Raw genomic sequence first — 23002 nt, forward strand, 5'->3', positions numbered from 1 at the left:
TTAGTCGCGCAGCGAGGCGGGGACGTGACCGCCGTTTTCAGCCAGTTTGGTCCACACCGCCTTTGAAAGGGCGATGTTCTGTTCAGCCGAACCGTGCTCGCCGGCGTGGACATTCAGCTCTTCCGCCAGTTCCTTGCGGGCGGACAGGCTGGAATCCAGGTCCAGCAGCTTCAGCAGATCGACGATCGAGGTACGCCAGTTGCCGCCGCCGCCCTTGGACGCCGCCAGATCGCTGAGCACCGCCTCGACATCGACGGGCGGCAGGGCCGGAGCGGCGGTCGGAGCCGCCGCGCCCGGTGTCGGCGTGACGCTGGCGGTCGGCGTGGGCGCCGGAGCGGGGGCCGCCTTGGGCTTGTGACCCGTGATCTTGTTCCAGATCGAAGAGAAGATACCCATCCGTCGCGCTCCTGTTTGTGTCGTCAGATAATGCCCACCGGGCACGACGGTTCAGTGACGCGCCGGAATCTCCAGTCCGCGCTGCACGGCGGGGCGCGCCAGACCGCGTTCCAGCCAGGCGGCGACGCGCGGAAAGTCCGCAAAACCGACGATCTCGCCCGCCTCGTAAAAGCCGATCAGGTTGCGAACCCAGCCCAGTGTGGCGACGTCGGCGATGGAGTAGTCCTCGACGATCCAGTCCCGGGGCTCTCCTCCTTCATTGGCAAGCCGCGTCTCCAGCACGCCCAGCAGGCGGCGGCTTTCGGCGACGTAGCGGTCGCGCGGGCGCTTGTCCTCGTAGTCCTTACCCGCGAACTTGTGGAAGAAGCCCAGCTGGCCGAACATCGGGCCGATGGCGCCCATCTGGAACATGACCCACTGGAGCGTCTCGTAGCGGGTCGCCGGATCGGTCGAGAGCAGCTTGCCGGTTTTTTCCGCCAGATAAATCAGGATGGCGCCGGATTCGAACAGGGCCAGCGGCTTTCCGCCCGGACCGTTCGGATCAAGGATGGCGGGGATCTTGCCGTTGGGGTTCAGCGACAGAAACTCCGGCCCCCAGGTCTCGTTCTTGGTGATGTCGACCAGGTGCGGCTCATAAGCCAGGCCGACCTCCTCCAGCATGATCGACACCTTCACGCCGTTGGGCGTCGGCAGCGAATAAAGCTGGATACGGTCGGGATGCTGGGCCGGCCAGCGCTGGGTGATGGGGAAGGCGGACAGGTCGGTCATGCGGGAGCCTCGGCTTGCGATAGGGCCTATGTCGGCGCCGTCCGCCCGATCCGCAACACCTACAGGCGCGGTGTCAGGATTCCGGTTCGCGCTCGCCCACCTCGGTCGGCGGCGCGGCCAGCAGCCAGCCGTCGGCCAGGTGCAGTTCGGGCGTCGCTTCCTTGGTGAAGGGCAGATACCAGGTCGGACCGCCGATCGCGGGGTCAATCTCCAGCATGTCGTCGGCGCCGAAGTTCTGGACCGACTTCACCTTGCCCAAGACCGCGCCCGCCGTGTCGCGAACCTCGATCCCCAACAGGTCGGCAAGGTAGAATTCATCCTCGTCCGGCTCGGGGAAGCGGTCGCGTGGGACGTGCAGTTTCAGCCCACGCAGGGCGTCGGCCTCTTCCTTTGTGGCGATCTCCTTGGCCCGGCCGACGACACCGTTCTTGTCCGGCCGCGTCGAGGTTAGGGTCAGGGCCACTATGCCGTCGGCGCGCAGCAGCGGGCCATAGGCGGTCAGGGCCAGGGGATCGGCGGTGAAGGCGGTCACCCGCACCTCGCCCCGCACGCCGAAAGCGCCGCCGATCTGGCCGACGAGGATCAATCTGCTGTCCGTGGTCATGCTGGTCCTTAACGCATGAAAAAGGCGGCGTCGAAAGACGCCGCCTTGATCGTGTCGAAACCGAAAGGCTTAGGCTTCGGTCTTTTCTTCGGTCGATTCTTCAGCAGCCGGAGTTTCTTCGGCGGCGGCCTCAGCGGCAGGGGCCTCTTCAGCCGGAGCTTCTTCAGCCGGAGCTTCTTCAGCAGCCGGAGCCGGAGCAGCGGCGGCGGCCGCAGCTTCTTCCTTGGCGCGGGCGGCGGCTTCAGCGGCCTCGACCTTGGCGGCGGCTTCGGCTTCCAGGCGGTCGGCTTCGCGCTGGGCGCGTTCGGCGGCGCGCTCTTGCGCCTTCTTGCCGGGCTGGGCCTTGTTCGGGTTGTTCGACTGGGTCCACTTGACCTTCTGACCCAGGGTCTCGTCCTGCGACAGGAAGCGCGCGACGCGGTCGGTCGGCTGGGCGCCCTTGCCGAGCCATTCGGCGATGCGCTCGACCTTCAGAGCGACGCGCGGGGTGGCGCCGTCCTTGGGCAGCATCGGGTTGTAGCTGCCGACCTTCTCGATGAACTTGCCGTCGCGCGGCGAGTGCGAGTCGGCGACGACGATGTGATAGTAGGGGCGCTTCTTGGCGCCGCCGCGGGCCAGACGAATCTTCAGCATTTTCAGTCTCTTTCTAGGAAGTCGTTATTTCTTGGGAGGGAAGCCCGGAAGGCCAGGGAGGCCTCCCGGAAGTTGTCCGCCACCCAATCCGGCGAGCCGGTCTTGGATGGCTTTCAGTTCGTCGGCGCTGGCTTCCGGCGTCTTGCCGCCGCCCAGGGCCTTCAATCGGTTCAGATCCGGGCCGCCGCCCATTCCGGGGATGCCGCCGCCGCCGCCGAGACCGCCCAGCATGGCGGCCATCTGCTGCATCTTCTTGGGTCCGCCGCGCGCCATCGACTTGACCACGTCGGCCATCTGGCGGTGCTGTTTCAGGACCCGGTTCACGTCCTGCACATCCACGCCGGCGCCGGCGGCGATGCGCTTCTTGCGGCTGGCGTTCAGCAGGTCGGGCTTCTTGCGCTCGGCCTTTGTCATCGAGGAGATGATGGCTTCCTGGCGCAGGATCATGCGGTCGTCGATGCCGCTTTCGGCCATCTGGCCCTTCATCTTGGCCACGCCGGGCAGCATGCCCATGATGCCCTGAAGCCCGCCCATCCGCTTCATCTGCTGAAGCTGACCGGCCAGGTCGTCCAGGTCGAACTGACCCTTGGCCAGTTTGCGGGCCATCTTCTCGGCCTTGGCCTGGTCAAGGTCCTGGCTGGCCTTTTCGACCAGGGCGACGATATCGCCTTGGCCCAGGATGCGGCCGGCGACGCGACGGGCGTCGAAGACGTCCAGCGCATCGACCTTTTCGCCGGCGCCCAGATATTTGATCGGCAGGCCGGTAACGGCCCGCATCGACAGCATGGCGCCGCCGCGACCATCGCCGTCGGCGCGGGTCAGGACCAGGCCGGTCAGGGGCAGACGGGCGTGGAAGGCGGCGGCGGTGCGGACCGCGTCCTGGCCGGTCAGGCTGTCGGCGACCAGCAGGGTCTCGATGGGCTTGGCGATCTCGGCGACCTCGGCCACCTCGTTCATCAGCCCTTCGTCCAGGGTGATGCGGCCGGCGGTGTCGAGGATCAGGACGTCGAAGCCCTGAAGCTTGGCCGACTGCAGCGCCCGACGCGTGATCTGGACGGCGCTCTCGCCCGCAACGATGGGCAGGACGGCGACGTCGATCTGTTTGCCCAGCTGGGCCAGCTGTTCCATCGCGGCCGGACGACGCGTGTCCAGCGAGGCCATCATGACCTTCTTGCGATCGAACTTGGTCAGGCGCAGCGCCAGCTTGGCCGAGGTCGTGGTCTTGCCCGAGCCCTGCAGGCCGGCCATCAGCACCACGGCGGGCGGACTGGCGTTGGTGTTGAGGGGGACCGGCTCTTCGCCGCCCAGCATCTCGATCAGGCCGTCATAGACGATCTTGACCACCTGATCGGCCGGGCGGACCGAACGGATGACCTCTTCGCCCGTCGCGCGCTCCGTCGCGAAGGCGATGAATTCCTTGACGACCGGCAAAGCGACGTCGGCCTCAAGCAGGGCCACGCGCACTTCGCGCATCGCCTCGGCGACGTCCTTTTCGGACAGGGCGCCGCGCCCGGTGATCCGGTCGAAGACGCCTGTCAGCCGCTCGTTCAGAGCCTCGAACATTCACTACCTCGTGGCGACGGGTGAAGCGGCTCCATACGACAACGACCTCTGGCGACGATCACGTCGGCAGAGGGTTCTCGCCCACCTCGTTCTCTCCTGCGAGAGCTGTCGTGTGGGTGGAGACGCAGGTTCACTTGCGTCGGAAGCGGCGGCTTATGGCGGAAAACCCCGACAAAGGCAACCGAAGCGAGTCGATGACGGCTATAAAGCCGATCTTCGCCGTGGGATTTAGCGGATTGTCATCATCGTGCTAAGAGCCCCGCCCTTTATAGGGGCGGCGATGTCGCCAACGTTTTTGACTTCAGGAGAAGCACGCATGAGCAAGGTGCTGGTAATCGGCGCAGGCGGCGTCAGTTCGGTCGCGGTCCACAAGATGGCGATGAATGCGGACATCTTCTCGCATATCACCCTGGCGAGCCGCACCAAGTCCAAGTGCGACGCCATCGCCGAATCCGTGAAGTCGCGTTTTGGCGTCACCATCGACACCGCCGCCATTGACGCCGACGACGTGGCGGCGACCACGGCCCTGATCAAACAGGTGCAGCCGGCCCTGGTCGTGAACCTGGCCCTGCCCTACCAGGACCTGGCGATCATGGACGCCTGTCTGGCGGCCGGCGTGAACTATCTCGACACCGCCAACTACGAGCCGCGCGACGAGGCCAAGTTCGAATACAAGTGGCAGTGGGCCTATCAGGAGCGGTTCGAGAAAGCCGGTCTGATGGCGCTGCTGGGCTCGGGCTTCGATCCCGGCGTGACCTCGGTCTTCGCGACCTACACCAAGAAGCACCTGCTGGATTCCATCGAGACGCTGGACATCCTGGACTGCAACGGCGGCGACACAGGCCTGCCGTTCGCGACCAACTTCAACCCCGAGATCAACCTGCGCGAAGTGACCGCGCCGTCGCGTCACTGGGAAAACGGCCAGTGGGTCGAGGGTCCGGCGCTGAGCCACAAACAGGCCTTCGACTTCGAGGGCGTGGGTCAGAAGAACATGTACCTCATGTACCATGAGGAGCTGGAATCGCTGGCGAAATTCTACCCCGAGATCAAGCGCATCCGCTTCTGGATGACCTTCGGCGACAGCTATCTGAAGCACCTCGAAGTGCTGGAAAACATCGGCATGACCTCCATCGAGCCGATGATGTTCCAGGGCCGCGAGATCATCCCGATCGAGTTCCTGAAGGCCCTGCTGCCGGAACCGTCGTCGCTGGGTCCGATCACCAAGGGCAAGACCAATATCGGCACCATCGCCACGGGCGTGAAGGACGGCGTGGCCAAGACGGTCTACGTCAACAACATCTGCGACCACCAGGAAGCCTATGCCGAGACCGGCAACCAGGCCGTCAGCTACACCACCGGCGTGCCCGCCATGATCGGCGCGGCCCTGATGCTGACCGGCCAGTGGAAGGGCGCGGGCGTGTTCAACATGGAGCAGCTGGATCCCGATCCCTTCATGGACATGCTGAACAAGCACGGCCTGCCGTGGAAGGTTCAGGACCTGGACGCCCCTCTCGACTTCTAAGGCTCAGACCATGGCCATGCAGACCCAAGCCGGCGGACCGGGCGCCTTCGCCCGGTTCGATCTGAACCGCGTCCCGTCGCCCGCCTTCGTGGTCGACGAGGCGGCGGTGCGTCGCAACCTGTCGGCCCTGAAGGACGTAGGCGCGCGCGGAAACGCGCGGGTTCTGTTGGCCCTGAAGGCCTTTTCCATGTGGTCGCTGGCCGACGTCGTCGGGGAATACCTCGACGGCGTCTGCGCGTCTGGCCTGTGGGAGGCGCGGCTGGCGCGGGAATTCTATCAAGGGCATCTGACCACCTATTCGCCGGCTTACAAGCCGTCGGACCTGCCCGAAATTCTGCGTCTGTCGGACACGGTCATCTTCAACGCCCCGGACCAGATCGCCCGGTTCGCCGATGTGATCAAAGCCGCGCGCGTCGAGGGCGAGACGTTCGACATCGGCCTGAGGCTGAACCCCGAGCATTCCGAGGCCGAGGTCGCCAAATACGATCCCTGCCAGTTCGGCTCGCGCCTGGGGTTCCCGGTGTCGCAGCTGAAACCCGAACATCTGGACGGCGTCGACGGCCTGCACATCCATGCCCTGTGCGAACAGGGGTTCGAACCGCTGGAGCGGATCTGGGCGGCGGTCGAGCCGACGCTGGCGCCGCTGCTGGCCGATCTGAAATGGATCAACCTGGGCGGCGGGCACCATGTCACGCGGGCCGACTATCGTCGCGACGATCTGGCGGCCTTCCTAAGGCGGCTAGGCGAGACCCACGGGCTTGAGGTCTATATCGAGCCGGGCGAGGCCGTGGCACTGGATGCCGGCATTCTGATCGGCGAGGTGCTGGACACCTTCGACAACGGCATCGCAGTCGCCATCACCGACATTTCAGCGACCTGCCACATGCCCGATGTGATCGAGGCGCCCTATCGTCCGGCCATGCTGAACGAGGGCGAGGCGGGCGTGACCTATCGCCTGGGCGGGCCGTCGTGTCTGGCGGGCGACATCATCGGCGACTATGTCTTCGAGACGGCGCCGACGGCGGGGACGCGGATCGCGTTTCTGGACCAGGCCCACTATTCGATGGTGAAGACCAACACCTTCAACGGGGTGCCGCTTCCGGCCATCGCCCTGTGGAACAGCGAGACGGATGCGCTGACGATCGTGCGCGAATTCGACTATTCGGAATTCCGCGACCGCCTGTCCTGATCGCTCCGGTCGTAAGAAAAAGGGCGGCTTTCGCCGCCCTTCCCTGACCTATTCTTCCTTAGATTCGTCCGCCGCCGGCTCGGCGTCGGGCTTAGGCTCGGAGCCCGGCTCGGTGACGACGACGCCTTCGGGCGCAGCCGACAGTTTCGTCAGGTCGCCGCCGGCGCGCAGCACGTCCAGCGCCCGTTCCAACTGATAGTCCTTTTCCTTGTCGAAGCTCTCGCCGGGGGCTTCACGCGGCGTGTGCGGGCCCTTGCGTTCGGCGCCGATGGAGGCGTCCAGCGCCGTGGCGTAGGCGGCTTCGGAATAGATGAAGCTGGAGCGTGAGACGATGCGGGCCTCGGCTTCCGAACGGGCCACCTCCAGGTCCGGCTCGATGCCGATCTTCTGGATCGAGGCGCCCGACGGGGTGTAGTAGCGCGCGGTCGTGATCGACAGGGCGCCGTCCTGGCCTTGGCGCAGCGGGATCACCGTCTGGACCGACCCTTTGCCGAAGCTGGTCAGGCCGACGACGGTCGCGCGCTGATGATCCTTCAGGGCGCCGGCGACGATTTCCGACGCCGAGGCCGAGCCATAGTTGACCAGCACCACCAGCGGCAGGCCGCCGGTGATGTCGCCGGGCTTGGCGGAATAGCGCTGGATCTGCTCGGGCTTGCGGCCGCGCTGGCTGACGATCTCGCCGCGTTCCAAGAAGGCGTCGGACACGTCAATGGCGGCGTTCAGCAAACCACCGCCGTTGTTGCGCAGATCAAGTACATAGCCCTTCACGCCCGGCTTCTCGGCCTTGATCTTGGCGATGGCCTCGTTCAGCTCGCGGCCGGTGTTTTCGTTGAAGGTCGAGACGCGCAGATAGCCGAAGTCGCCCTCGACCCGGCCGGTCACCGACTGGACCTTGATGACCTCGCGGGTCAGGACGACCTCCAGCGGATCCTCGCCGTCCCGCAGGAAGGTCACCTTGACGCTGGTGCCGACCTCGCCGCGCAGCTTTTCCGACACCTGGCTGACGGTCAGGCCGGCCGCGTTCTGGCCCTCGATCGAGGAGATGACGTCGCCTGCCTGGACGCCGGCCTTGGCGGCGGGGCTGTCGTCCATCGGCGAGATGACCTTCACCATGCCGCCGTCGGCGCTGATGGTCAGGCCGACGCCCGAATACTGGCCCTCGGTGCGCTCGCGCAGCTCGTCGTAGTTGGAGGGTGGCAGATAGTTGGAGTGCGGATCCAGCGCCGTCATCATTCCGGCCAGGGCGGCCTCGATCAGCTTCTTGTTGTCGACCGGCACGACATAGGCCTGCTCGACGATGCCCACGACGTCGCCGAACAGCTCCAGCATGCGGAAGGTTTCGTTGCGGGGGGTCTGGCTGCTGACAGCAGCGGCGGATCCGCCGAGCACCAGTGCGGCGCAGCCGACGAGGAGCAGTTTACGCATTCGGTCTCTTTCGGTCGGGCCGATCATTCAAGGCGCCCGTGGGAAGGGTAAGGCGGTGCAGACACGACCAAATCGTGGCGACGCAGCGTTGCGCCGATAAAATCAGCGTCAGATGGGAAAGCAAGCGCTTATCTTGATACGCACCTTACACGCTCGTCATCCTCGGCCTTGTGCCGAGGATCCACGGTCGGGCTGACACAAACATGGAAGCCGCGCACAAAGTTGGGCACATCTCGATCAACGAGATGGCTGACAGGTGGGTCCTCGGCACAAGGCCGAGGATGACGGCGGTGAAACCTATTGCAACCACGGCCCCGGATCGATGGGCCGTTCGTCGCGTCGCAGCTCGAAATAGATGTCGCCGTCCGGGCCGCTGCGCCCCAGGGCCTGACCGTCCGACACGCGGGCGTCCGATCCCACATCCACGCTGTCCAGACCGGCGATGACTGCGCGCCAGCCGGGGCCGAGGTCCAGCACCACCACATTGCCCCATCCCGTCAGCGGTCCGGCATAGGCGACCTTGGCGTCGGCAGGAGCCGTCACGGCCGCCCGGTCGGCGCGCCAGCGCCAGCCGGAGGTTCCCGCCCCCCAGGTCTGGCTGGGCGCGCCGGAAATGGGCGAGCTGAGGCGCGCGCGGCCGGCGGGCAGGCGGGCCGTGGGGGTTTCGGCCGCCTGGGTGGTCGGCACGGCCCCGCCCAGTTCACGGATGCGGCGCTCCAGCACGGCGGAGGCGCGTTCGGCGGCGCGGGCCTCGGCGTTCAGGACGGCGGTCAGGGCGGTCTTGCGCGACGTCAGACCCTCGATCTCGCCGCGCCGGTCGCCCTGTTCGCTCTCGGTCGTCAGCAGCCGCTCGGAGGACAGGACGGCGAGGCGGCGGATGCGCATGATCTCGGCCTGACGCGCGCCCAGGGCCTTGGCGCGGTTTTCCAGGTCCGGCGTCATGGCCTTTAGCAGGATGGAGGCGCGCACCGTGTCGATGGCCTTGTCGGCCGGCACCAACAGGGGCGGCGGCGGGCGGCGGCTCATCATCTGCAGCGCGCTGAGCAGACGGCCCTGGGCGCCGCGTTCGCGGGCCAGGTCGGTGACCAGTTCGGCCTCGCGCTCGGTCAGTTGCTGCAGGCGGGCGCGCTGGTCATCGATCTGGCGGTCGTCAGTCTGCTCGTCGGCGCGCAGCGAGGCCAGGCGGCGCTCCAGCTGGGCCAGTTCGGACTTGGCGGCGTCGGCGTCGGCGCGCAGGCGGCGCGCCCGCACCGTCTCGTCGCGGTATTCGGCCTGGATACGCGACAGTTCGCTCTCGGGCGCCTGTCTGCCGACGGCGGGCGCGGCGCAGACGAAACCCGTCAGCAGGGCTAGCGATAGGGGAAGGGCGCGACGCATGTCAGTCGCGATGATAGGGCGATCCGGCCAGGATGGTCACGGCCCGATACAGCTGTTCCGCCAGCATGGCGCGCGCCAGGGCGTGGGGCCAGGTCTGGGGGCCGAAGGCCAGGGTCGAGGACGCGGCGGCGCGCACGCTCTCGTCCAGCCCGCCCGCCCCGCCGATGGCGAAGACAAGGCGGCGTTCGCCCTGGTCGCGCAGCTTGGCGATGTGGTCGGCGAAGGCGCGCGAGGAATAGGTCCTGCCGCGTTCGTCGCAGGCGATCAGATGCGATCCTTCCGCGGCGGCGAGGATCAGCTCGGCCTCCGGCGCCTTGCCCGGCTTGCGGGCTTCAAGGTCGATCAGTTCGAGGGGGCCGAGGCCAAGCGCGCGTCCCGACAGGGTGGCGCGCTTGGCGTAGTCGTCGGCGAGCGTCGCCTCAGGCCCCCGGCCCGGTCGGCCGATGGCGACGATGCTCAGCTTCACGGTCTCAGTCGCGGACCATGCGGTGGGCGGAATCGACGGCCCAGATCTTCTCGATATTGTAGAAGGTGCGCACTTCCGGGCGGAACAGGTGGACGATCACGTCGCCGGCGTCGATCAGGACCCAGTCGCAATGCGGCAGGCCCTCGACCTTGGCCTTGCCCAGACCGTTTTCCTTCAGCGTGCGCAGCAGGTGGTCGGCGATGGCGCCGACGTGACGGTGCGAACGCCCGGACGCCACGATCATGGTGTCGGCCATGGCGCTTTTGCCCTTGAGGTCGATCAGGACCATGTCCTGGGCCTTGTCTTCGTCGAGGCGGCTCAGAATGGCTTCTTCGAGCGGCGTGGAGCCGACGGGACGGGGAGCGGAATCGTCGAAACCGCGCGGCGCGGCGTCGAAATCAGATTCATCTTCGGTATGGAGAGGTTCGATAGGGTCCATCTCGTGCGCCGTATTCGAAACGGCGGCGTCTTGCGTATCATACGCGGGCGAGGGGGTCAGCGGAGAGCTCCGGGAGCGATGACTAAAGAAGCCCTCTAGCACGGATGGGCCGCAACGTGAACCGGCGCCCGAATCATCGGGCGATCACGAGACCGCGCGTCGCCCCGCCGAGGTCCTGATCGCGGTCGAGGACAGGGGATTGAGCGGCGCCGTCAGATAGGTCCAGGCGGGCGCTTCAAGGGTCGGCAACAGGCCGGCCTGCTGGGCCGGAATGCGGAAACCGGCGAAACGGGCGGCGGCCGGCGCCGTGCGGCTGTCCAGCAGCGAACCGGGCCGGGCGATCACGGCCACGGGCATCAGCCGCATGATGTCGGTCCAGCCTCTCCAGCGATGGAAGCTGGCCAGATTGTCCGATCCCATCAGCCAGACGAAATGCACGCCGGGATGCCGCGCGACCAGCAGGCGCAGTGTATCCACGGTCCAGGCGACGCCGGCGCGGGTCTCGAAGTCCGAGACAATCATCGAGGGACCGCGCGCGTGCCGGCGGGCCGAGGCCATGCGCTCGTCCAGCGGCGCGCTGTGCCGAGCGTCCTTCAGAGGGTTCTGAGGCGAGACCAGCCAGACGACGCGGTCCAGGTCCAGCCGACGCATGGCGGTCTCGGCGACATGGGCGTGACCGTTGTGGGCAGGGTTGAAGGAGCCGCCGAACAGACCGACCTTCATGCCCGGCGCCAGGTTCAGGCCATCGCGCAGCGCCCCGGATCGGGGGCCGGCGCCTTTGGGCGCGGGACCGGCGTGGAAGAAGGACAAGCGGCGTCTCGGGCGGCGAGGGAGTTTTGCTCAGCGGTGCCCTTATAGCGCGGGTGTTTGTTCAGCCTACAGAAATCGTTTCAGACGGCGGCGTCGAACAGGGCGTCGCGGGCGATGTCGGCGTGGGTCATGGGGAACAGGTGGCCGCCGCCGGGCACGACCTCGACCGTGACGTGGGGCAAACCGCGCGGCGCGACCGGAACATGGGTCAGGGCGCCGTGTTCGGCCTTCAGAATGCGCACCGGCCCACGATAGCGACGCAGCGCCCGCCAGGGATCGTGCGCCTGGGCCGAATAGTTGGCCGCCTCCCAGGCCGGTGTGGCGGTCAGGTTCAAGCCGCCCTCTCTCTCACCCAGGCCTTCCGACAGATAATCGGCCAGAACCATGTCGGGCCAACCCTTGAAGGCGCCGCGCCCGCGATAGGCGGCCATGGCCTGCTCGCGACTGTCGAACAGGCTGCGGCGGCGAAGCGTCGCCTTGGCGATCGGGATCGCGCCCATCAGCCGGTGGGCGAAGGGCAGGTTGAAGGCGAAGACGGCCGAGCGTTTCCAGATCACCGGATCGAACAACACCAGGCTGGACACGCGATCCGGCTGCACGGCGGCCGCCATCAGCGACGACGTGCCGCCCATCGAATGGCCAGCCATCACCACCGGCGGGCCGTCGATGGCCTTGAGCAGGGCCAGCAGATCGTCGCGATGATCCAGCCAACTGGTCTTGGGCCGGGTGAAGACCGGCAGTGTCGAGCGGCCATGCCCTCGCAGGTCCGGCGCCCAGATGCGCAAGGACGCCGACAGAGGCGACAGCAGGCTGCGATAGGTGGCGGCGTTGAAGCCGTTGGCGTGGGAGAAGATCAGATCGACCGGGCGTTTGGGATCGCCGAAATCCAGCACCGCCATCTCGCCGGCGCCCCAGCGGTTGTCGATGGGGACGGACAGGCGCCGAGGAGGAGACATCAGCGCCGCATCCATGCTCAAGCCGCCTCGCGGCACGCGGCGCAACGGCCGTGCGCCTCGATCGTCGTGCGGGCGATAGCGTATCCGGCGGCGGCGGCGGCGGCGTTCATGGCGCTCTGGTCCGGGCCGCTGACCTCGCGTGTCGCGCCGCAGCAGTCGCAGATCAAAAAGGCGGCGGCATGGGCGGCGTCGCCGTCGTCGGTGCAGGCGACATAGGCGCTGATGGAGGCGATGCGGTGGGCCATGCCCAGCCGCTCCAGAAACTCCAGCGCGCGATAGACGGTCGGCGGCTTGGCGGCCTGGCCGTCCTCGCCGAAGCGCGCGATCAGGTCATAGGCCTTCACAGGCTCGCCCGTTTCCAGCAGCAGGGCCAGAACCCGGCGGCGCTGGGCGGTCATCCGCTCGCCACGCTGAACGGCGCGCCCCTCGGCCGCCGCCAGGGCGCGATCCAGCGCGCCGCCGTTCAGGCCGGAATGGTCGTGATCGTGATCGCAGGCTGAACCCATGCGCCACAGCTAATGGCTGGCGACCTCTATCGCAACTGAAGCATCGCGGGTTTGCCGGTGAGACGGGGTTGGGCTAGAAGGCGCGCCTCCTACCTCAACCAGAGCGTCCTCGCTTCATGACCGACACGAACAACTCGCCGCTCGAAGGCAACGTCCTCTTCTACGTCAACCCCGAGCCGCTCGATCAGGGCATCCACGGCGGGCTGGGCGTCAACCCGACCGACAAGCCCTACGCCTTCGTGGCCCAGACCAATGTCGTGCCGCTGACGGTGACCGAGTTCTCGGCCGCCGCCCTGTCCTATCCGATCATTTTCACCGGCGAAAACCGCCAGCCCGTGGCCGTGATGGGTCTGCGCGCGAACGAGAACCTGTTCGTCGCCGACGACGGCGAGTTCCGCGCCGACGCCTATGTGCCGGCCTATGTGCGCCGCTATCCGTTCGTCTTCGCCGACGACAAGCAGAACCAGCGCCTGATCCTGTGCATCGACCGCGGCGCCTCGATCGTCGCCGAGGGCGGCCAGAACCCGCTGTTCGTCGATGGCAAGCCCAGCGACTACACCAACATGGCGATGGAGTTCTGCAACAACTTCGAGCAGGAGCGTCTGCGCACCGAAGGCTTCATGACGCTGATCAACGAGCTGGACCTGCTGGACATCCGCGAGGCCCACTTCACGCCCCGCAACCCCGACGGCACGCCGGGTCAGCCGCAGAAGCTGGCTGAATACTACGCCGTGTCGGAAGACAAGCTGCGCGCCCTGCCGGCCGAGAAGCTGGCCGAACTGCGCGACAACGGCGCCCTGGGCCAGATCTACGCCCACCTGGTGTCGCTGGTCGGTTGGGATCGCCTCATCGCCCTGGCCGTCATGCGCCAAGCGCAGGCTCCGACTTCGGTCAACTAAGCCCCGGCCTTTACAGACTGACAGACGCCCCGCCGGTTCGCCGACGGGGCGTTTTTCGTTTCAGCGACGCGAAAACAGGGCGCGCGTCAGACACGAGAAGACCAGCCTGCCGGACTCGTCCAGCAGGTCGTGCGAGGCGATGACGATGCCTTTTTCGTCGCCGACCGGATCCTTGCCCATAACCGTCATCCGCCCGCGCAGCAGTTCGCCGGCGGGCGGATTGCGCATATAGCGCAGCCCGTCGACGGCCAGGACCTTGGTCTGGGCCCAGCCGCCGGACTTGTCGGCCGCCAGCCGGCTCCACAGCACATAGACCATGGCATCCGGCGCACCGTAGGCGACGTCCCACCCCGGCGAGAACCGCTCGATGAAGACGTCCAGCGCCGCCTCATCGACGGCGCAGGCGCCCAGCGGCACGACCTGACCCACTTCCAGGTCTTCGAAATGGACGTGCAGCGGATCGCTCATGGGCAGGACTTTCCGTATCGACTTCAGGCGGGTTCTTCGGAGACGCGAACCAGCAGCTTGCCGTCGTGATCGCCGGTGAACAAGCGGTTCAGCGAATCCACTGCGCCGTCCAGGCCGTCATCGACGTGAACCTTCCACTTCACCCGACCGTCCGCCAGCCACGGCCCCATTTCGGCGACCATCTCGCGGGCGCGCGGGGCATAGTCGAGGACGAGGAAACCCTGGACCTGAAGACGGTGGGTGATGATGCGCGCGAAGTTCGGCGACGGCGGCGCCTTGGTCGCATTGTAGGAGGACACCAGGCCGCAGACCGCCATGCGACCGTGCACCTTCAATCGGTTGAACACGGCGATCATGATGTCGCCGCCGACGTTTTCGAAGTTCAGGTCGATGCCATCCGGGGCCAGACGGTCCAGCGCCTCGCCGACATCCTCGTTCTTGTAGTCGATGGCGGCGTCGAACCCGAGGTCGTCGGTCAGCCAGGCGCATTTCTCAGGCCCGCCGGCGATGCCGATGACGCGGCAGCCGCGCTGCTTTGCGACCTGACCGGCGATGGAGCCGACGGCGCCGGCCGCCGCCGAGATGACGATGGTCTCGCCTTCCTTGGCCTTCAGCACATCGGTGACGCCGAAATAGGCGGTCAGGCCGGTCATGCCGAGCACCGACATATTGGCGGTCAGCGGCAGGCCCGGCGCGCGGTGAACGGGACGCAGGCCGCCTTCAGGCACGACGGCGTAGTCGGCCCAGCCGCCCGAGGTCGGCATGACCACGTCGCCGGACTTGAAGCGGCTGGACCGCGACGCCTCGACCACGCCCAGGGTCAGGCCGCGCATCACCTCGCCCAGCCCCACCGGCGGCAGATAGCCTTCGGAATCGTTCATCCAGGTCCGGTTGGTCGGGTCCAGCGACAGATAGACAGTGCGGACCAGCACCTCGTTTTCCTTCAGATCAGGGAGGGCGGTTTCGACCAGTTCGAGGTCGCCGGCCTGGATCAGGCCCTTGGGACGCTGGCGCAGCACCCATTGACGGTTCGTCTTGCCTCTTACCGAAGCCATACGCGTCTCTCCGTGCGTTTTCTTTGACCACCACCTTGGCCCCAGCGGGCCCGGCGGTCGAGCCATGACAAAGAAAAAAGCGGCCCTTGCGGACCGCTTTGAAGTGGCATCATCGAGAATGAGGCGCGGAGGCGGCATGATCGGCTATCGCTGATCAAGTCGGGGGGCGTCGCCGCCTCCGCACGCCGATAACGACAAGGCCGAACACCGGTTCCCGGCCGTTGAGACTTTTCCTGTCGGCGCAAAAGAAAAGGCCCCGTCGCGGATGCGAACGGGGCCTCATTATCGTCTGAAAGATAGGCTGCGGCCTTATGCCGCTTCCTTCTGACGCGAAGGGTGGAAGAACAGGGCCTGGCTGATCGCCGCCTTCACCGTTTCCGGCTGGAACGGCTTGGTGATCAGGAAGGTCGGCTCGGGACGCTCGCCGGTCAGCAGGCGTTCCGGGAAGGCGGTGATAAAGATCACCGGCACGTCCATGGTCTTCAGGATGTCCTTAACCGCGTCGATGCCCGAGGAGCCGTCGGCCAGCTGGATGTCGGCCAGCACCAGGCCCGGCTTGTGGCGGGCGACGGCGTCGATGGCTTCGTCATGCGTCGTGGCGGTGCCGGTGACGCGGTGACCCAATTCCTTGACCAGGCTCTGGATGTCGGCCGAGATGATGGCCTCGTCCTCGATCACCAGCACGTCCGTCGCCAGTTCGGCGTCGATGTCGGACTGGGCGTCGGCGATCAGGCGTTCGACGTCGCGCGGATCGGCGGACAGGATCTGGGCGGCTTCCGAAGGCGTAAAGCCTTCCAGTGCGGTCAGCAGGAAGGCCTGGCGCGAGCGCGGGGCGATACGCAGCAGACGCTGCGACGCGTCGGTTCCCGTCGTCTCCAGCGTGCCGGTCTCAAGCTGGGCGCCGGTCGAGGACCAGATGGCGTGGAAGACGTGATAGAGGGCCACGCGCGGCGTCATATCGGCCGACAGCTGCTGTTCGCCGGCCGCCAGGGCTTCCAGCGCGACGCGGACGTAGTTGTCCCCGGTGGATTGGTCGCCGGTCAACGCGCGAGCGTAACGGCGCACATAAGGCAGGTGCGGCGCAAGTCTGGCCAGAAGGCTCATTCAGATAGTCCCCGACAAATCTTCGCCGTCCCGGCAAGGGACAGCGATACAGCGGGTCTAAACGTATCATACGCACCACGGTTCCGCAGTTTCGATGAAGCTTGAGCTTAAAATTGATGCGGCCTAGGAACCCTCCCGGAGGGATGACGTTATCGGCGGGCATCTCCGCGATGAACGTTGGGTGGGCGTACTCTGTCTATGATTGATTCTACCGACTCCTCGCGCCCGAAAGGCGCCGATACGAAGGGGGAGGCGGGGCTTGAAGAAGCTCGGCTTCGCCAGCAGGCCATCGGCGTGAAGCTGCGGCATATGTTCGACGAAGTCGTCAACGAGCCCGTTCCCGACGAGTTTCTCGACATCCTGAAACGCGCCGATGCGAAGGCTGCGGATGGCGCCGCATGAGTACGTCTCGCCTGGGGGCCGCCCCCAAGCCCGCGTCGGCTGACGACGAAGGCTTCAAGCGCGAACTGGTAGTGCTGATCCCGCATCTGCGCGCCTTCGCCCGTACCCTGACCGGTGATCCGACCGCCGCCGACGACCTGGCGCAAGACGCCATGATGAAGGCGTGGGACGCTCGCGCGTCGTATCAGATGGGCACAAACATGAAGGCCTGGACCTTCATGATCCTGCGCAACCAGTTCTATTCCGAGAAGCGCCGCTCGTGGCGTCAATCGCAGCTGGATCAGGAGGCCGCCGAGCGGACCCTGGTCGCCGTGGACGATCCCGAGGCGCCCGTCGCCCTGGACGAACTGCGTCAGGCCCTGAAAACCCTGCCGGAAGAACAGCGCGAAGCGCTGATCCTGGTCGGCGCCGGCGGCTTCGCCTACGAAGAGGCGGCCGAAATCTGCGGCTGCGCGGTCGGCACCGTGAAAAGCCGCGTCAGCCGGGCCCGCCGTGCGCTTGCGGCCACGCTGGAAAAAGGCGGCTACGGCCGCGACGGCAAGGCGGCGGGCGACGCCATGCGCTCCATCCTGGGCGAGGCCGACAGGCTGGCCGGCGCCCGGAGCTGATCTGCGGTGAGTGAATCGACCCAAGCCGCGACAGGGCAGCGCCTAGGTCGATCGTGGACTTCAAATCGCTTTCAGGGAATTCGTTTTCGTCTGGGCGCGGCGATGGCCATGGCCCTGCTGCCGATCTTCGTCCTGAGTCTGATCCAGACCCAGGCCGATTTCCGCCGACAAGCAGAGGATCGACAGGTCGATCTGCAACTGGCGGCCGAACGCAGCGCCTCGAGCGCCAAGGCCCAGCTGGACAGCGCACAGGTCCTGCTGCGCGCGCTCAGCCCCGATGCGCTCGGCCCCTATTGCGAGCCGCGCCTGACCGCGCTCGTCGGACGGCTGGAAGGCTATGAGGGTCTCTATCGCATCAGCCCCACGGGCGAAGCCGTCTGCGCTTCCGGTCGCACGGACGGTCTGCGTTCCGGCGTCGCGCCCGCCGCACAGGCCACATGGTTTCAGCGGCTGCGCAATGGCGAGGAACTGGTCGTGGTGCGCGCCCCTGACGGCGCCGGCTATCAGAGCGCACTGATCGTCGCCACCCGCGCTGAACGACCGATGGGTCGCTTCGACGGGGCCATGGTCGCCGTCATTCCCCTGTCTGAGCTGCAACCCGATATCACAGACCCCGCCCTGCCCTCGGGCGCCGAAGCGGCCCTGACCGATGGCGCAGGGCGTATCCTGACCGCCAGCGATCCTGATGTCTTCAATCTGGCCGACGGCGACGACATCGCCGGGTGGGTCGCCCGTGCGCGCGAACAGGGCTCGGCCGTGTTTGAGGCCAAGGACGTGCAGAATCATCGCCGCGACTACGCCGGGGCGGCGCTGGCGGGCGGAGACCTGTATGCCCTGCTGTCGGCGCCGGCGCCCGGCCTGCTGTCGTGGGCACGGCTCAATCCGATCGGGACGCTGCTGTTGCCGCTGGGCGCCTGGCTGACGGCGTTCGCGGCGGTAATGTTGCTGTCCGAACGCATCTTCATCCGCTGGCTGGACTATCTGGAGCGGGTCGCCGCCATCTATGCCCGTGGGCGGTTCTCGGTGCGGCCGCTCCAGGCGATGAACGCCCCGGCCGAAATCCGCACCATGGCCCGAACCCTGGACGAGATGGCCGAAGCCATTACGGTTCGAGATCGGGAGCTGACCGACGCCTTGGCGGAAAAGGACGCGCTGATGCGCGAGATCCACCACCGGGTGAAGAACAACCTGCAGATCATCTCGTCCCTGCTGTCGATGCAGCAGCGCGCCCTGACGGACGCGCCGGCCAAGGCGGCGCTGGGTGATACGCGTCAGCGCATCTCGGCCCTGGCCCTGATCTATCGCACCCTCTACCAAAGCAACGACATCCGCCATGCCGATGCGCGCGAGTTCCTGAACGAGCTGGTGGGCCAACTGGTCGCCAGCGAGGCGGGACGCGGGCCTGTCGTCATCAGTTCGGTGGACGCCGATTCCCTGCACGTCGATCCCGACAAGCTGGCGCCCCTGGCGCTGTGGCTGGTCGAGGCGGTGACGAACGCCCAGAAGCATGCCTTCGCCGGCAGCGGCGGCGAGCTGAAGGTGCGCTTCCGCGTCCACGGCGAGAAGTCGGTGCTGGAAGTCGAGGATGACGGACCAGGCGCGCAGGCCGGCGCTGAAGTCGGCGTAGGTCGCACCCTGATGAGCGCCTTCGCCAAACAGCTTCGCGGCGAGACCGAATTCGATACGCCCCCCGGCGGCGGCACTATCGCCCGTATGATCTTCGCCACGCCGGAGGCCTTGGCGCCGGTCGATCCGGCGGACAAGGCATCCAGCAAAGGAACCGGGGCCGTTGGGCCGCGTTAATCCAGCAAGACCGGCGGAGTTTACCCCGGCTAACCTCGGAGCATCACTCATGCGCAAGATTTTCGTTCTGGTCGCCGCCGCCACCGCCCTGACCACCGCCGCCTGCAACACCGTCGAAGGCGTGGGTCGCGACACCCAAGCCGCTGGCCAAGCCGTGACCGGCGCCGCCCAAGACGCCAAGAACTAATCGACGGCCGCAGCCCCGGCTGCAGCATTCGACCGGCAAGGCCCCGCATCGTCGGGGCCTTGTTCGTTTCAGGACCGCGACAGGAGTCATTCCGTGAACCACACCGCCCGCGACGCCGGCCTTGCGCTGCTACGCCAGCACGCCCTGATCGCCGGAGAGCCCATTGCAGCGAACGGCGCCGGGATCGCCGTCGATGATCCGGCGACGGGCGAGATCATCGGCCATATCCCCGATCTGGGCGGTGCCGAGACCGAGCAGGCGATCGCGGCGGCGGCCGAGACCTTCAAGACCTGGTCCCGCTCCGATCCTCACGAGCGCGCCGCCTTGCTGCGAAAATGGGCAGCGCTGATCGACGACAACATCGAGGGTCTGGGCGCGCTTATGGCGCTGGAGAACGGCAAGCCTTTCGAAGAGGCCAAGGGCGAGGTCACCTACGCCAACGGTTTCCTGAAATGGTTCGCGGGCCAGGCCGAGCGACTGATCGGCGAAACCCAGGATAGTCCGCTGGGCCATCTGATCCTGACCTATCGCGAGGCGGTCGGGCCGTGCGCCCTGATCACGCCGTGGAACTTCCCCGCCGCCATGCTGACCCGCAAGCTAGGCCCCGCCTTCGCCGCCGGCTGCACCGCCGTGGTCAAGCCGGCCAGCCAGACCCCCTTCACCGCCATCGCCTTGGCCGAACTGGCCTATCAGGCCGGTCTGCCCAAGGGCGCCCTGTCCATCGTGACGGGCGACGCCGCGACCATCGGCAAGGTGCTGACCGACAGTCCCGAAATCCGCAAACTGTCCTTCACCGGCTCGACCGGCGTGGGCCGCAAACTGGCGGAACAGTGCGCCCCGACGTTGAAGCGCGTGTCGATGGAGCTGGGCGGCGCCGCCCCCCTGATCGTCTTCGCCGACGCGGACCTGGATCTGGCCGTCGCCGAGACCATCAAGGGCAAGTTCAGGAACTCGGGCCAGACCTGCGTCTGCCCCAACCGCGTCTATGTCGAACGCTCGGTGTCTGAGGCCTATGCCGAAAAACTCGCGGCGGAAGTGGCCAAGATCAAGGTCGGTCCCGCCTTCGAAGACGGCGTCAAGGTCGGCCCCCTGATCGAGGACAAGGCCATCGACAAGGTCGAGAAACATGTCGCGGCGGTCAAGGCCGACGGCGGCCGCGTCCTGACCGGCGGCGCGCGCCATGAACTGGGCGGCCGCTTCTTCCAGCCGACTGTGACCCTGGGCGGGAACGATGAACTGTTCAGCGAGGAAGAGACGTTCGGCCCGATGATCCCGGTCTTCCCGTTCGATACTGAGGACGAGGTGCTGGAGAAGGCCAACGCCAGCGACTATGGCCTGGCCTCCTATCTGTTCACCCGCGACCTGGACCGCGCCATGCGCTTTTCCCGTCGGATAGAGGCGGGGATGTGCGGGGTCAACACCGGCCTGATCTCGACCGCCGTCGCCCCCTTCGGCGGGGTCAAACAGTCCGGCTATGGCCGCGAGGGGTCGATCCACGGCATCGACGAATATGTGGACATCAAGACGGTGACTCTGGCGCTGAAATAACGCCAGGCGCGCAGGTCTGTAATTTGCCGCGCTTCTGCGGCATAAGCCCGCGATGAAGTTCCTCGACCAGGCCAAGATCTACATCCGCTCCGGCAACGGCGGCGGCGGTTCCGTGTCGTTTAGACGCGAGAAATTCATTCCCAACGGCGGCCCGGACGGCGGCGACGGCGGGCGCGGCGGCGATGTCTGGATCGAGTCCGTCGATGGGCTGAACACCCTGATCGACTATCGCTACCAGCAGCACTTCAAGGCCCAGACCGGCCACCACGGCCAGGGCCGCCAGATGCACGGCGGCAAGGGCGATGACATCCATCTGAAGGTGCCGGTCGGCACCCAGGTGCTGGACGAGGACAAGGAAACCGTCCTGCTGGACATGGACACGCCAGGCAAGATGGAACTGCTGCTGAAGGGCGGCAACGGCGGCTGGGGCAATGTGCGCTTCAAGGGGCCGACCAACCAGGCGCCGACCTACGCCAACCCCGGCCAGGAGGGCCAGGAACGCTGGATCTGGCTGCGGCTGAAACTGATCGCCGACATCGGTCTGGCGGGCCTGCCGAATGCGGGCAAATCGACCTTCCTGTCGGCCGCCAGCGCCGCCAAGCCCAAGATCGCCGACTATCCCTTCACCACCCTGGCGCCGAACCTGGGCATGGTGGACCTGTCGCCGTCCGAGCGGTTCGTCATCGCCGACATTCCCGGCCTGATCGAGGGCGCCAGCGAGGGCGCTGGGCTCGGCACGCGTTTCCTGGGCCACGTCGAACGCTCGGCCAGCCTGATCCACCTGATCGACGGCACCCAGGACGATGTGGCGGAGGCCTACCGGATCATTCGCAGCGAACTGGAGGCTTACGGCGAGGGCCTGGCCGACAAGGCCGAGATCCTGGCGTTGAACAAGATCGACGCCCTGACGCCGGAGGCGCGCGAGGAGAAGGCCGCCGAGCTGGAAGCCGTCGCTGGTCGTCGGCCCATGCTGGTGTCCGGCGTGTCGGGCGAAGGCGTCCCCGCCCTGCTCCGCGCCGCCTGGGCCGAGGTGAAGAAGACGCGCGGCGCCCTGGCCGGGGACAGCGACGCGGACCAGACCAGCGGCTGGCAGCCCTGATCAGACTTCCGGCGCAGGTTCCGGCTTGGGCCGGGGCTTGCGACGGCTCGGTTTCGACGCTGAGGTCTTCTTGGTCTCATCCGCATAGGGTTCGCCGTCGCCGGAGAGCAGGATCGCCATCCAGCGCGAGCCCTTGAACTCGGCCAGGATCGCCATGGCCATGACCGCCAGCGGCGTGGACAGGAACATGCCGACCACGCCCCACATCTTGCCCCAGAAGGCCAGGGCCAGCAGCACCACGACCGGGTCGATGTTCTGGTTGTCGCCCTGCATGCGCGGCTGGATGAAGTTGCCGACGACGAACAGAATGACCTGCAGGCCGACCAGCAGCACCGCCGCCGGCCAGTAGCTTTCGAACTGGACCAGGGCGAACAGCGGCGGCGCCAGGCCGGCGACCGCCCCGCCCAGCACGGGGATGAAGCCGACGATGAAGATGACGAAGGTCCAGAACTCGGCGTTCTGAAGCCCCACGGCCCGCATCAGGATCCAGGCCACGACGCAGATCATCGCCCCGGTCACCGACTGCACCCAGATATAGCCCTCGACCCCGCCGCGCACACGCTGGAACACCGCCACGGCCTCGTCGCGCTGGGCCTCGGACGGGAACATGGCGATGATCTTGCGCCGGAACCCGATCTGGGAAGCCAGGAGAAAGCCCAGATAGATCAGGACGAAAAAGGCGCCCGAAGCGATGCCCTGCACCTGGAAGGCCATCGACGTCAGGTAACCGCGCACATCGACACCGTTGATCAGATCCTGGGCCGTCGGCGGATTAGCCAGCCGCACGACGCCATAGACGTCGCGAATGATCTGATCGATGCGCGGGCCGATATTCTGGGACACGCCCGACGCCTCGCCGAAGAAGCTGGCCGCGCCGTTCACGATGATGGCGATGGAGGCGAAGAAGGCCAGCACCACCAGGGTCAGGGCCGCGATCCCGGCCATGCGACTGTTCAGCGGCGTGCGCGCCTCGACCGAGCGTTTCACCCCGTCGATCATGATCAGCAGGAAGATGGCCATGGCCAGCGGGGTCAGGATGTCCCGCAGCCAGTAGATGGCCGCCCCCGCCGCCACGGTGGCGATGACGCCCAGGGCGTTGCGGGACACGGCCGAGGACGGCATGGCGACGGGGCTTTTCATGTCTGTGTTGTCGAACCGCTCGGCTTCGGCGTCAA

General features: G+C 66.8%; 25 protein-coding genes. 9 read left to right on the forward strand and 16 right to left on the reverse strand.

All coding sequences use genetic code 11. The features are described 5' to 3' along the window. The 5 genes from ACP7BH_RS09160 to ffh form a co-directional block, all read right to left on the reverse strand. Complete coding sequence (locus ACP7BH_RS09160; protein WP_409716782.1) at positions 1 to 396, reverse strand: DUF3597 family protein; 396 nt, start codon at positions 394 to 396, stop codon at positions 1 to 3. A gap of 51 nt (positions 397 to 447) precedes the next feature. Further along, positions 448 to 1164 (reverse strand): glutathione S-transferase N-terminal domain-containing protein, encoded by a 717-nt coding sequence (locus ACP7BH_RS09165; protein ID WP_425981822.1) that lies wholly within the window; start codon positions 1162 to 1164, stop codon positions 448 to 450. A gap of 73 nt (positions 1165 to 1237) precedes the next feature. Continuing rightward, the gene (gene rimM, locus ACP7BH_RS09170; protein ID WP_425981819.1) at positions 1238 to 1768 is read right to left on the reverse strand and encodes a ribosome maturation factor RimM; all 531 of its coding nucleotides are present in this window, start codon (positions 1766 to 1768) and stop codon (positions 1238 to 1240) included. Between the two features lie 69 nt (positions 1769 to 1837). Next, the gene (gene rpsP, locus ACP7BH_RS09175) at positions 1838 to 2401 is read right to left on the reverse strand and encodes a 30S ribosomal protein S16 (protein WP_425981817.1); all 564 of its coding nucleotides are present in this window, start codon (positions 2399 to 2401) and stop codon (positions 1838 to 1840) included. Between the two features lie 24 nt (positions 2402 to 2425). Further along, entirely contained in the window at positions 2426 to 3964 is a 1539-nt protein-coding gene (ffh, locus tag ACP7BH_RS09180) for a signal recognition particle protein (RefSeq protein ID WP_425981814.1), read from the reverse strand. A gap of 316 nt (positions 3965 to 4280) precedes the next feature. On the opposite strand from ffh, the gene ACP7BH_RS09185 reads away from it, so the two are divergent. Together ACP7BH_RS09185 and ACP7BH_RS09190 are read left to right on the forward strand one after the other, a co-directional pair. After that, positions 4281 to 5486 (forward strand): saccharopine dehydrogenase C-terminal domain-containing protein, encoded by a 1206-nt coding sequence (locus ACP7BH_RS09185; protein ID WP_425981812.1) that lies wholly within the window; start codon positions 4281 to 4283, stop codon positions 5484 to 5486. A 16-nt stretch (positions 5487 to 5502) separates the two neighbouring features. Beyond that, the gene (locus ACP7BH_RS09190) at positions 5503 to 6675 is read left to right on the forward strand and encodes a carboxynorspermidine decarboxylase (protein WP_425981810.1); all 1173 of its coding nucleotides are present in this window, start codon (positions 5503 to 5505) and stop codon (positions 6673 to 6675) included. A gap of 48 nt (positions 6676 to 6723) precedes the next feature. Here the strand turns inward: ACP7BH_RS09190 and ACP7BH_RS09195 are convergent, their stop codons facing one another. The 7 genes from ACP7BH_RS09195 to ACP7BH_RS09225 form a co-directional block, all read right to left on the reverse strand. Next, a complete protein-coding gene (locus ACP7BH_RS09195) occupies positions 6724 to 8100 on the reverse strand; it encodes a S41 family peptidase (RefSeq protein WP_425981808.1) in 1377 nt (458 codons plus the stop codon). 297 nt (positions 8101 to 8397) lie between these two features. Then, on the reverse strand, positions 8398 to 9477 hold the full coding sequence (locus ACP7BH_RS09200) for a murein hydrolase activator EnvC family protein (RefSeq protein ID WP_425981806.1): 1080 nt from the start codon (positions 9475 to 9477) through the stop codon (positions 8398 to 8400). A 1-nt stretch (position 9478) separates the two neighbouring features. Beyond that, entirely contained in the window at positions 9479 to 9943 is a 465-nt protein-coding gene (gene rlmH, locus ACP7BH_RS09205; protein WP_425981803.1) for a 23S rRNA (pseudouridine(1915)-N(3))-methyltransferase RlmH, read from the reverse strand. A 4-nt stretch (positions 9944 to 9947) separates the two neighbouring features. Next, positions 9948 to 10382: a ribosome silencing factor gene (gene rsfS, locus ACP7BH_RS09210; RefSeq protein WP_135194508.1), complete on the reverse strand. Its 435-nt coding sequence runs from the start codon at positions 10380 to 10382 to the stop codon at positions 9948 to 9950. A 144-nt stretch (positions 10383 to 10526) separates the two neighbouring features. Then, positions 10527 to 11192: a nicotinate-nucleotide adenylyltransferase gene (locus ACP7BH_RS09215; protein ID WP_425981800.1), complete on the reverse strand. Its 666-nt coding sequence runs from the start codon at positions 11190 to 11192 to the stop codon at positions 10527 to 10529. A gap of 80 nt (positions 11193 to 11272) precedes the next feature. Further along, positions 11273 to 12148: an alpha/beta fold hydrolase gene (locus ACP7BH_RS09220; protein WP_425981798.1), complete on the reverse strand. Its 876-nt coding sequence runs from the start codon at positions 12146 to 12148 to the stop codon at positions 11273 to 11275. A gap of 17 nt (positions 12149 to 12165) precedes the next feature. Beyond that, a complete protein-coding gene (locus tag ACP7BH_RS09225) occupies positions 12166 to 12654 on the reverse strand; it encodes a transcriptional repressor (protein ID WP_425981795.1) in 489 nt (162 codons plus the stop codon). 116 nt (positions 12655 to 12770) lie between these two features. Between ACP7BH_RS09225 and ACP7BH_RS09230 the strand changes: the two genes are divergently transcribed. Beyond that, entirely contained in the window at positions 12771 to 13553 is a 783-nt protein-coding gene (locus ACP7BH_RS09230; protein ID WP_425981792.1) for a SapC family protein, read from the forward strand. 60 nt (positions 13554 to 13613) lie between these two features. Here the strand turns inward: ACP7BH_RS09230 and ACP7BH_RS09235 are convergent, their stop codons facing one another. From ACP7BH_RS09235 to ACP7BH_RS09245, 3 genes are all read right to left on the reverse strand, one after another. Next, on the reverse strand, positions 13614 to 14021 hold the full coding sequence (locus ACP7BH_RS09235) for an acyl dehydratase (RefSeq protein ID WP_346494556.1): 408 nt from the start codon (positions 14019 to 14021) through the stop codon (positions 13614 to 13616). A 23-nt stretch (positions 14022 to 14044) separates the two neighbouring features. Continuing rightward, positions 14045 to 15076, reverse strand: a complete 1032-nt coding sequence (locus tag ACP7BH_RS09240; RefSeq protein WP_425981790.1) for an NADP-dependent oxidoreductase — start codon at positions 15074 to 15076, stop codon at positions 14045 to 14047. Between the two features lie 309 nt (positions 15077 to 15385). Further along, positions 15386 to 16180 (reverse strand): response regulator, encoded by a 795-nt coding sequence (locus ACP7BH_RS09245; protein ID WP_135194503.1) that lies wholly within the window; start codon positions 16178 to 16180, stop codon positions 15386 to 15388. A gap of 198 nt (positions 16181 to 16378) precedes the next feature. On the opposite strand from ACP7BH_RS09245, the gene ACP7BH_RS09250 reads away from it, so the two are divergent. The 6 genes from ACP7BH_RS09250 to obgE all read left to right on the forward strand — a co-directional run bounded on the left by ACP7BH_RS09250 (position 16379) and on the right by obgE (position 21827). Further along, a complete protein-coding gene (locus ACP7BH_RS09250) occupies positions 16379 to 16582 on the forward strand; it encodes a NepR family anti-sigma factor (RefSeq protein ID WP_135194502.1) in 204 nt (67 codons plus the stop codon). Continuing rightward, on the forward strand, positions 16579 to 17190 hold the full coding sequence (locus tag ACP7BH_RS09255) for a sigma-70 family RNA polymerase sigma factor (protein WP_135194501.1): 612 nt from the start codon (positions 16579 to 16581) through the stop codon (positions 17188 to 17190). The genes ACP7BH_RS09250 and ACP7BH_RS09255 overlap by 4 nt, the downstream gene beginning before the upstream one ends. A 108-nt stretch (positions 17191 to 17298) precedes the next feature. Beyond that, complete coding sequence (locus ACP7BH_RS09260; RefSeq protein WP_425981788.1) at positions 17299 to 18993, forward strand: sensor histidine kinase; 1695 nt, start codon at positions 17299 to 17301, stop codon at positions 18991 to 18993. 49 nt (positions 18994 to 19042) lie between these two features. Next, positions 19043 to 19180, forward strand: a complete 138-nt coding sequence (locus tag ACP7BH_RS09265) for an entericidin A/B family lipoprotein (RefSeq protein ID WP_425981786.1) — start codon at positions 19043 to 19045, stop codon at positions 19178 to 19180. Between the two features lie 93 nt (positions 19181 to 19273). Further along, on the forward strand, positions 19274 to 20728 hold the full coding sequence (locus tag ACP7BH_RS09270; RefSeq protein ID WP_425981785.1) for an NAD-dependent succinate-semialdehyde dehydrogenase: 1455 nt from the start codon (positions 19274 to 19276) through the stop codon (positions 20726 to 20728). Between the two features lie 52 nt (positions 20729 to 20780). Then, the gene (gene obgE, locus ACP7BH_RS09275; protein ID WP_425981782.1) at positions 20781 to 21827 is read left to right on the forward strand and encodes a GTPase ObgE; all 1047 of its coding nucleotides are present in this window, start codon (positions 20781 to 20783) and stop codon (positions 21825 to 21827) included. On the opposite strand, the gene ACP7BH_RS09280 is transcribed toward obgE, so the two are convergent. Next, positions 21828 to 22967, reverse strand: coding sequence for an AI-2E family transporter (locus ACP7BH_RS09280; protein WP_425981779.1), 1140 nt, complete (start codon positions 22965 to 22967; stop codon positions 21828 to 21830). Positions 22968 to 23002 lie beyond the last annotated feature (35 nt).

It is taken from the genome of Brevundimonas sp. TWP2-1 (assembly GCF_049897645.1).
GTDB lineage: Bacteria > Pseudomonadota > Alphaproteobacteria > Caulobacterales > Caulobacteraceae > Brevundimonas.

Bases quoted from the DNA above. Each gene is read 5' to 3' on its own strand.
- ACP7BH_RS09160 (WP_409716782.1), bottom strand. From the start codon at position 396: ATGGGTATCTTCTCTTCGATCTGGAACAAGATCACGGGTCACAAGCCC.
- ACP7BH_RS09165 (WP_425981822.1), bottom strand. From the start codon at position 1,164: ATGACCGACCTGTCCGCCTTCCCCATCACCCAGCGCTGGCCGGCCCAG.
- rimM (WP_425981819.1), bottom strand. From the start codon at position 1,768: ATGACCACGGACAGCAGATTGATCCTCGTCGGCCAGATCGGCGGCGCT.
- rpsP (WP_425981817.1), bottom strand. From the start codon at position 2,401: ATGCTGAAGATTCGTCTGGCCCGCGGCGGCGCCAAGAAGCGCCCCTAC.
- ffh (WP_425981814.1), bottom strand. From the start codon at position 3,964: ATGTTCGAGGCTCTGAACGAGCGGCTGACAGGCGTCTTCGACCGGATC.
- ACP7BH_RS09185 (WP_425981812.1), top strand. From the start codon at position 4,281: ATGAGCAAGGTGCTGGTAATCGGCGCAGGCGGCGTCAGTTCGGTCGCG.
- ACP7BH_RS09190 (WP_425981810.1), top strand. From the start codon at position 5,503: ATGCAGACCCAAGCCGGCGGACCGGGCGCCTTCGCCCGGTTCGATCTG.
- ACP7BH_RS09195 (WP_425981808.1), bottom strand. From the start codon at position 8,100: ATGCGTAAACTGCTCCTCGTCGGCTGCGCCGCACTGGTGCTCGGCGGA.
- ACP7BH_RS09200 (WP_425981806.1), bottom strand. From the start codon at position 9,477: ATGCGTCGCGCCCTTCCCCTATCGCTAGCCCTGCTGACGGGTTTCGTC.
- rsfS (WP_135194508.1), bottom strand. From the start codon at position 10,382: ATGGACCCTATCGAACCTCTCCATACCGAAGATGAATCTGATTTCGAC.
- ACP7BH_RS09220 (WP_425981798.1), bottom strand. From the start codon at position 12,148: ATGTCTCCTCCTCGGCGCCTGTCCGTCCCCATCGACAACCGCTGGGGC.
- ACP7BH_RS09225 (WP_425981795.1), bottom strand. From the start codon at position 12,654: ATGGGTTCAGCCTGCGATCACGATCACGACCATTCCGGCCTGAACGGC.
- ACP7BH_RS09230 (WP_425981792.1), top strand. From the start codon at position 12,771: ATGACCGACACGAACAACTCGCCGCTCGAAGGCAACGTCCTCTTCTAC.
- ACP7BH_RS09235 (WP_346494556.1), bottom strand. From the start codon at position 14,021: ATGAGCGATCCGCTGCACGTCCATTTCGAAGACCTGGAAGTGGGTCAG.
- ACP7BH_RS09240 (WP_425981790.1), bottom strand. From the start codon at position 15,076: ATGGCTTCGGTAAGAGGCAAGACGAACCGTCAATGGGTGCTGCGCCAG.
- ACP7BH_RS09245 (WP_135194503.1), bottom strand. From the start codon at position 16,180: ATGAGCCTTCTGGCCAGACTTGCGCCGCACCTGCCTTATGTGCGCCGT.
- ACP7BH_RS09250 (WP_135194502.1), top strand. From the start codon at position 16,379: ATGATTGATTCTACCGACTCCTCGCGCCCGAAAGGCGCCGATACGAAG.
- ACP7BH_RS09255 (WP_135194501.1), top strand. From the start codon at position 16,579: ATGAGTACGTCTCGCCTGGGGGCCGCCCCCAAGCCCGCGTCGGCTGAC.
- ACP7BH_RS09260 (WP_425981788.1), top strand. From the start codon at position 17,299: ATGGCCCTGCTGCCGATCTTCGTCCTGAGTCTGATCCAGACCCAGGCC.
- ACP7BH_RS09265 (WP_425981786.1), top strand. From the start codon at position 19,043: ATGCGCAAGATTTTCGTTCTGGTCGCCGCCGCCACCGCCCTGACCACC.
- obgE (WP_425981782.1), top strand. From the start codon at position 20,781: ATGAAGTTCCTCGACCAGGCCAAGATCTACATCCGCTCCGGCAACGGC.
- ACP7BH_RS09280 (WP_425981779.1), bottom strand. From the start codon at position 22,967: ATGAAAAGCCCCGTCGCCATGCCGTCCTCGGCCGTGTCCCGCAACGCC.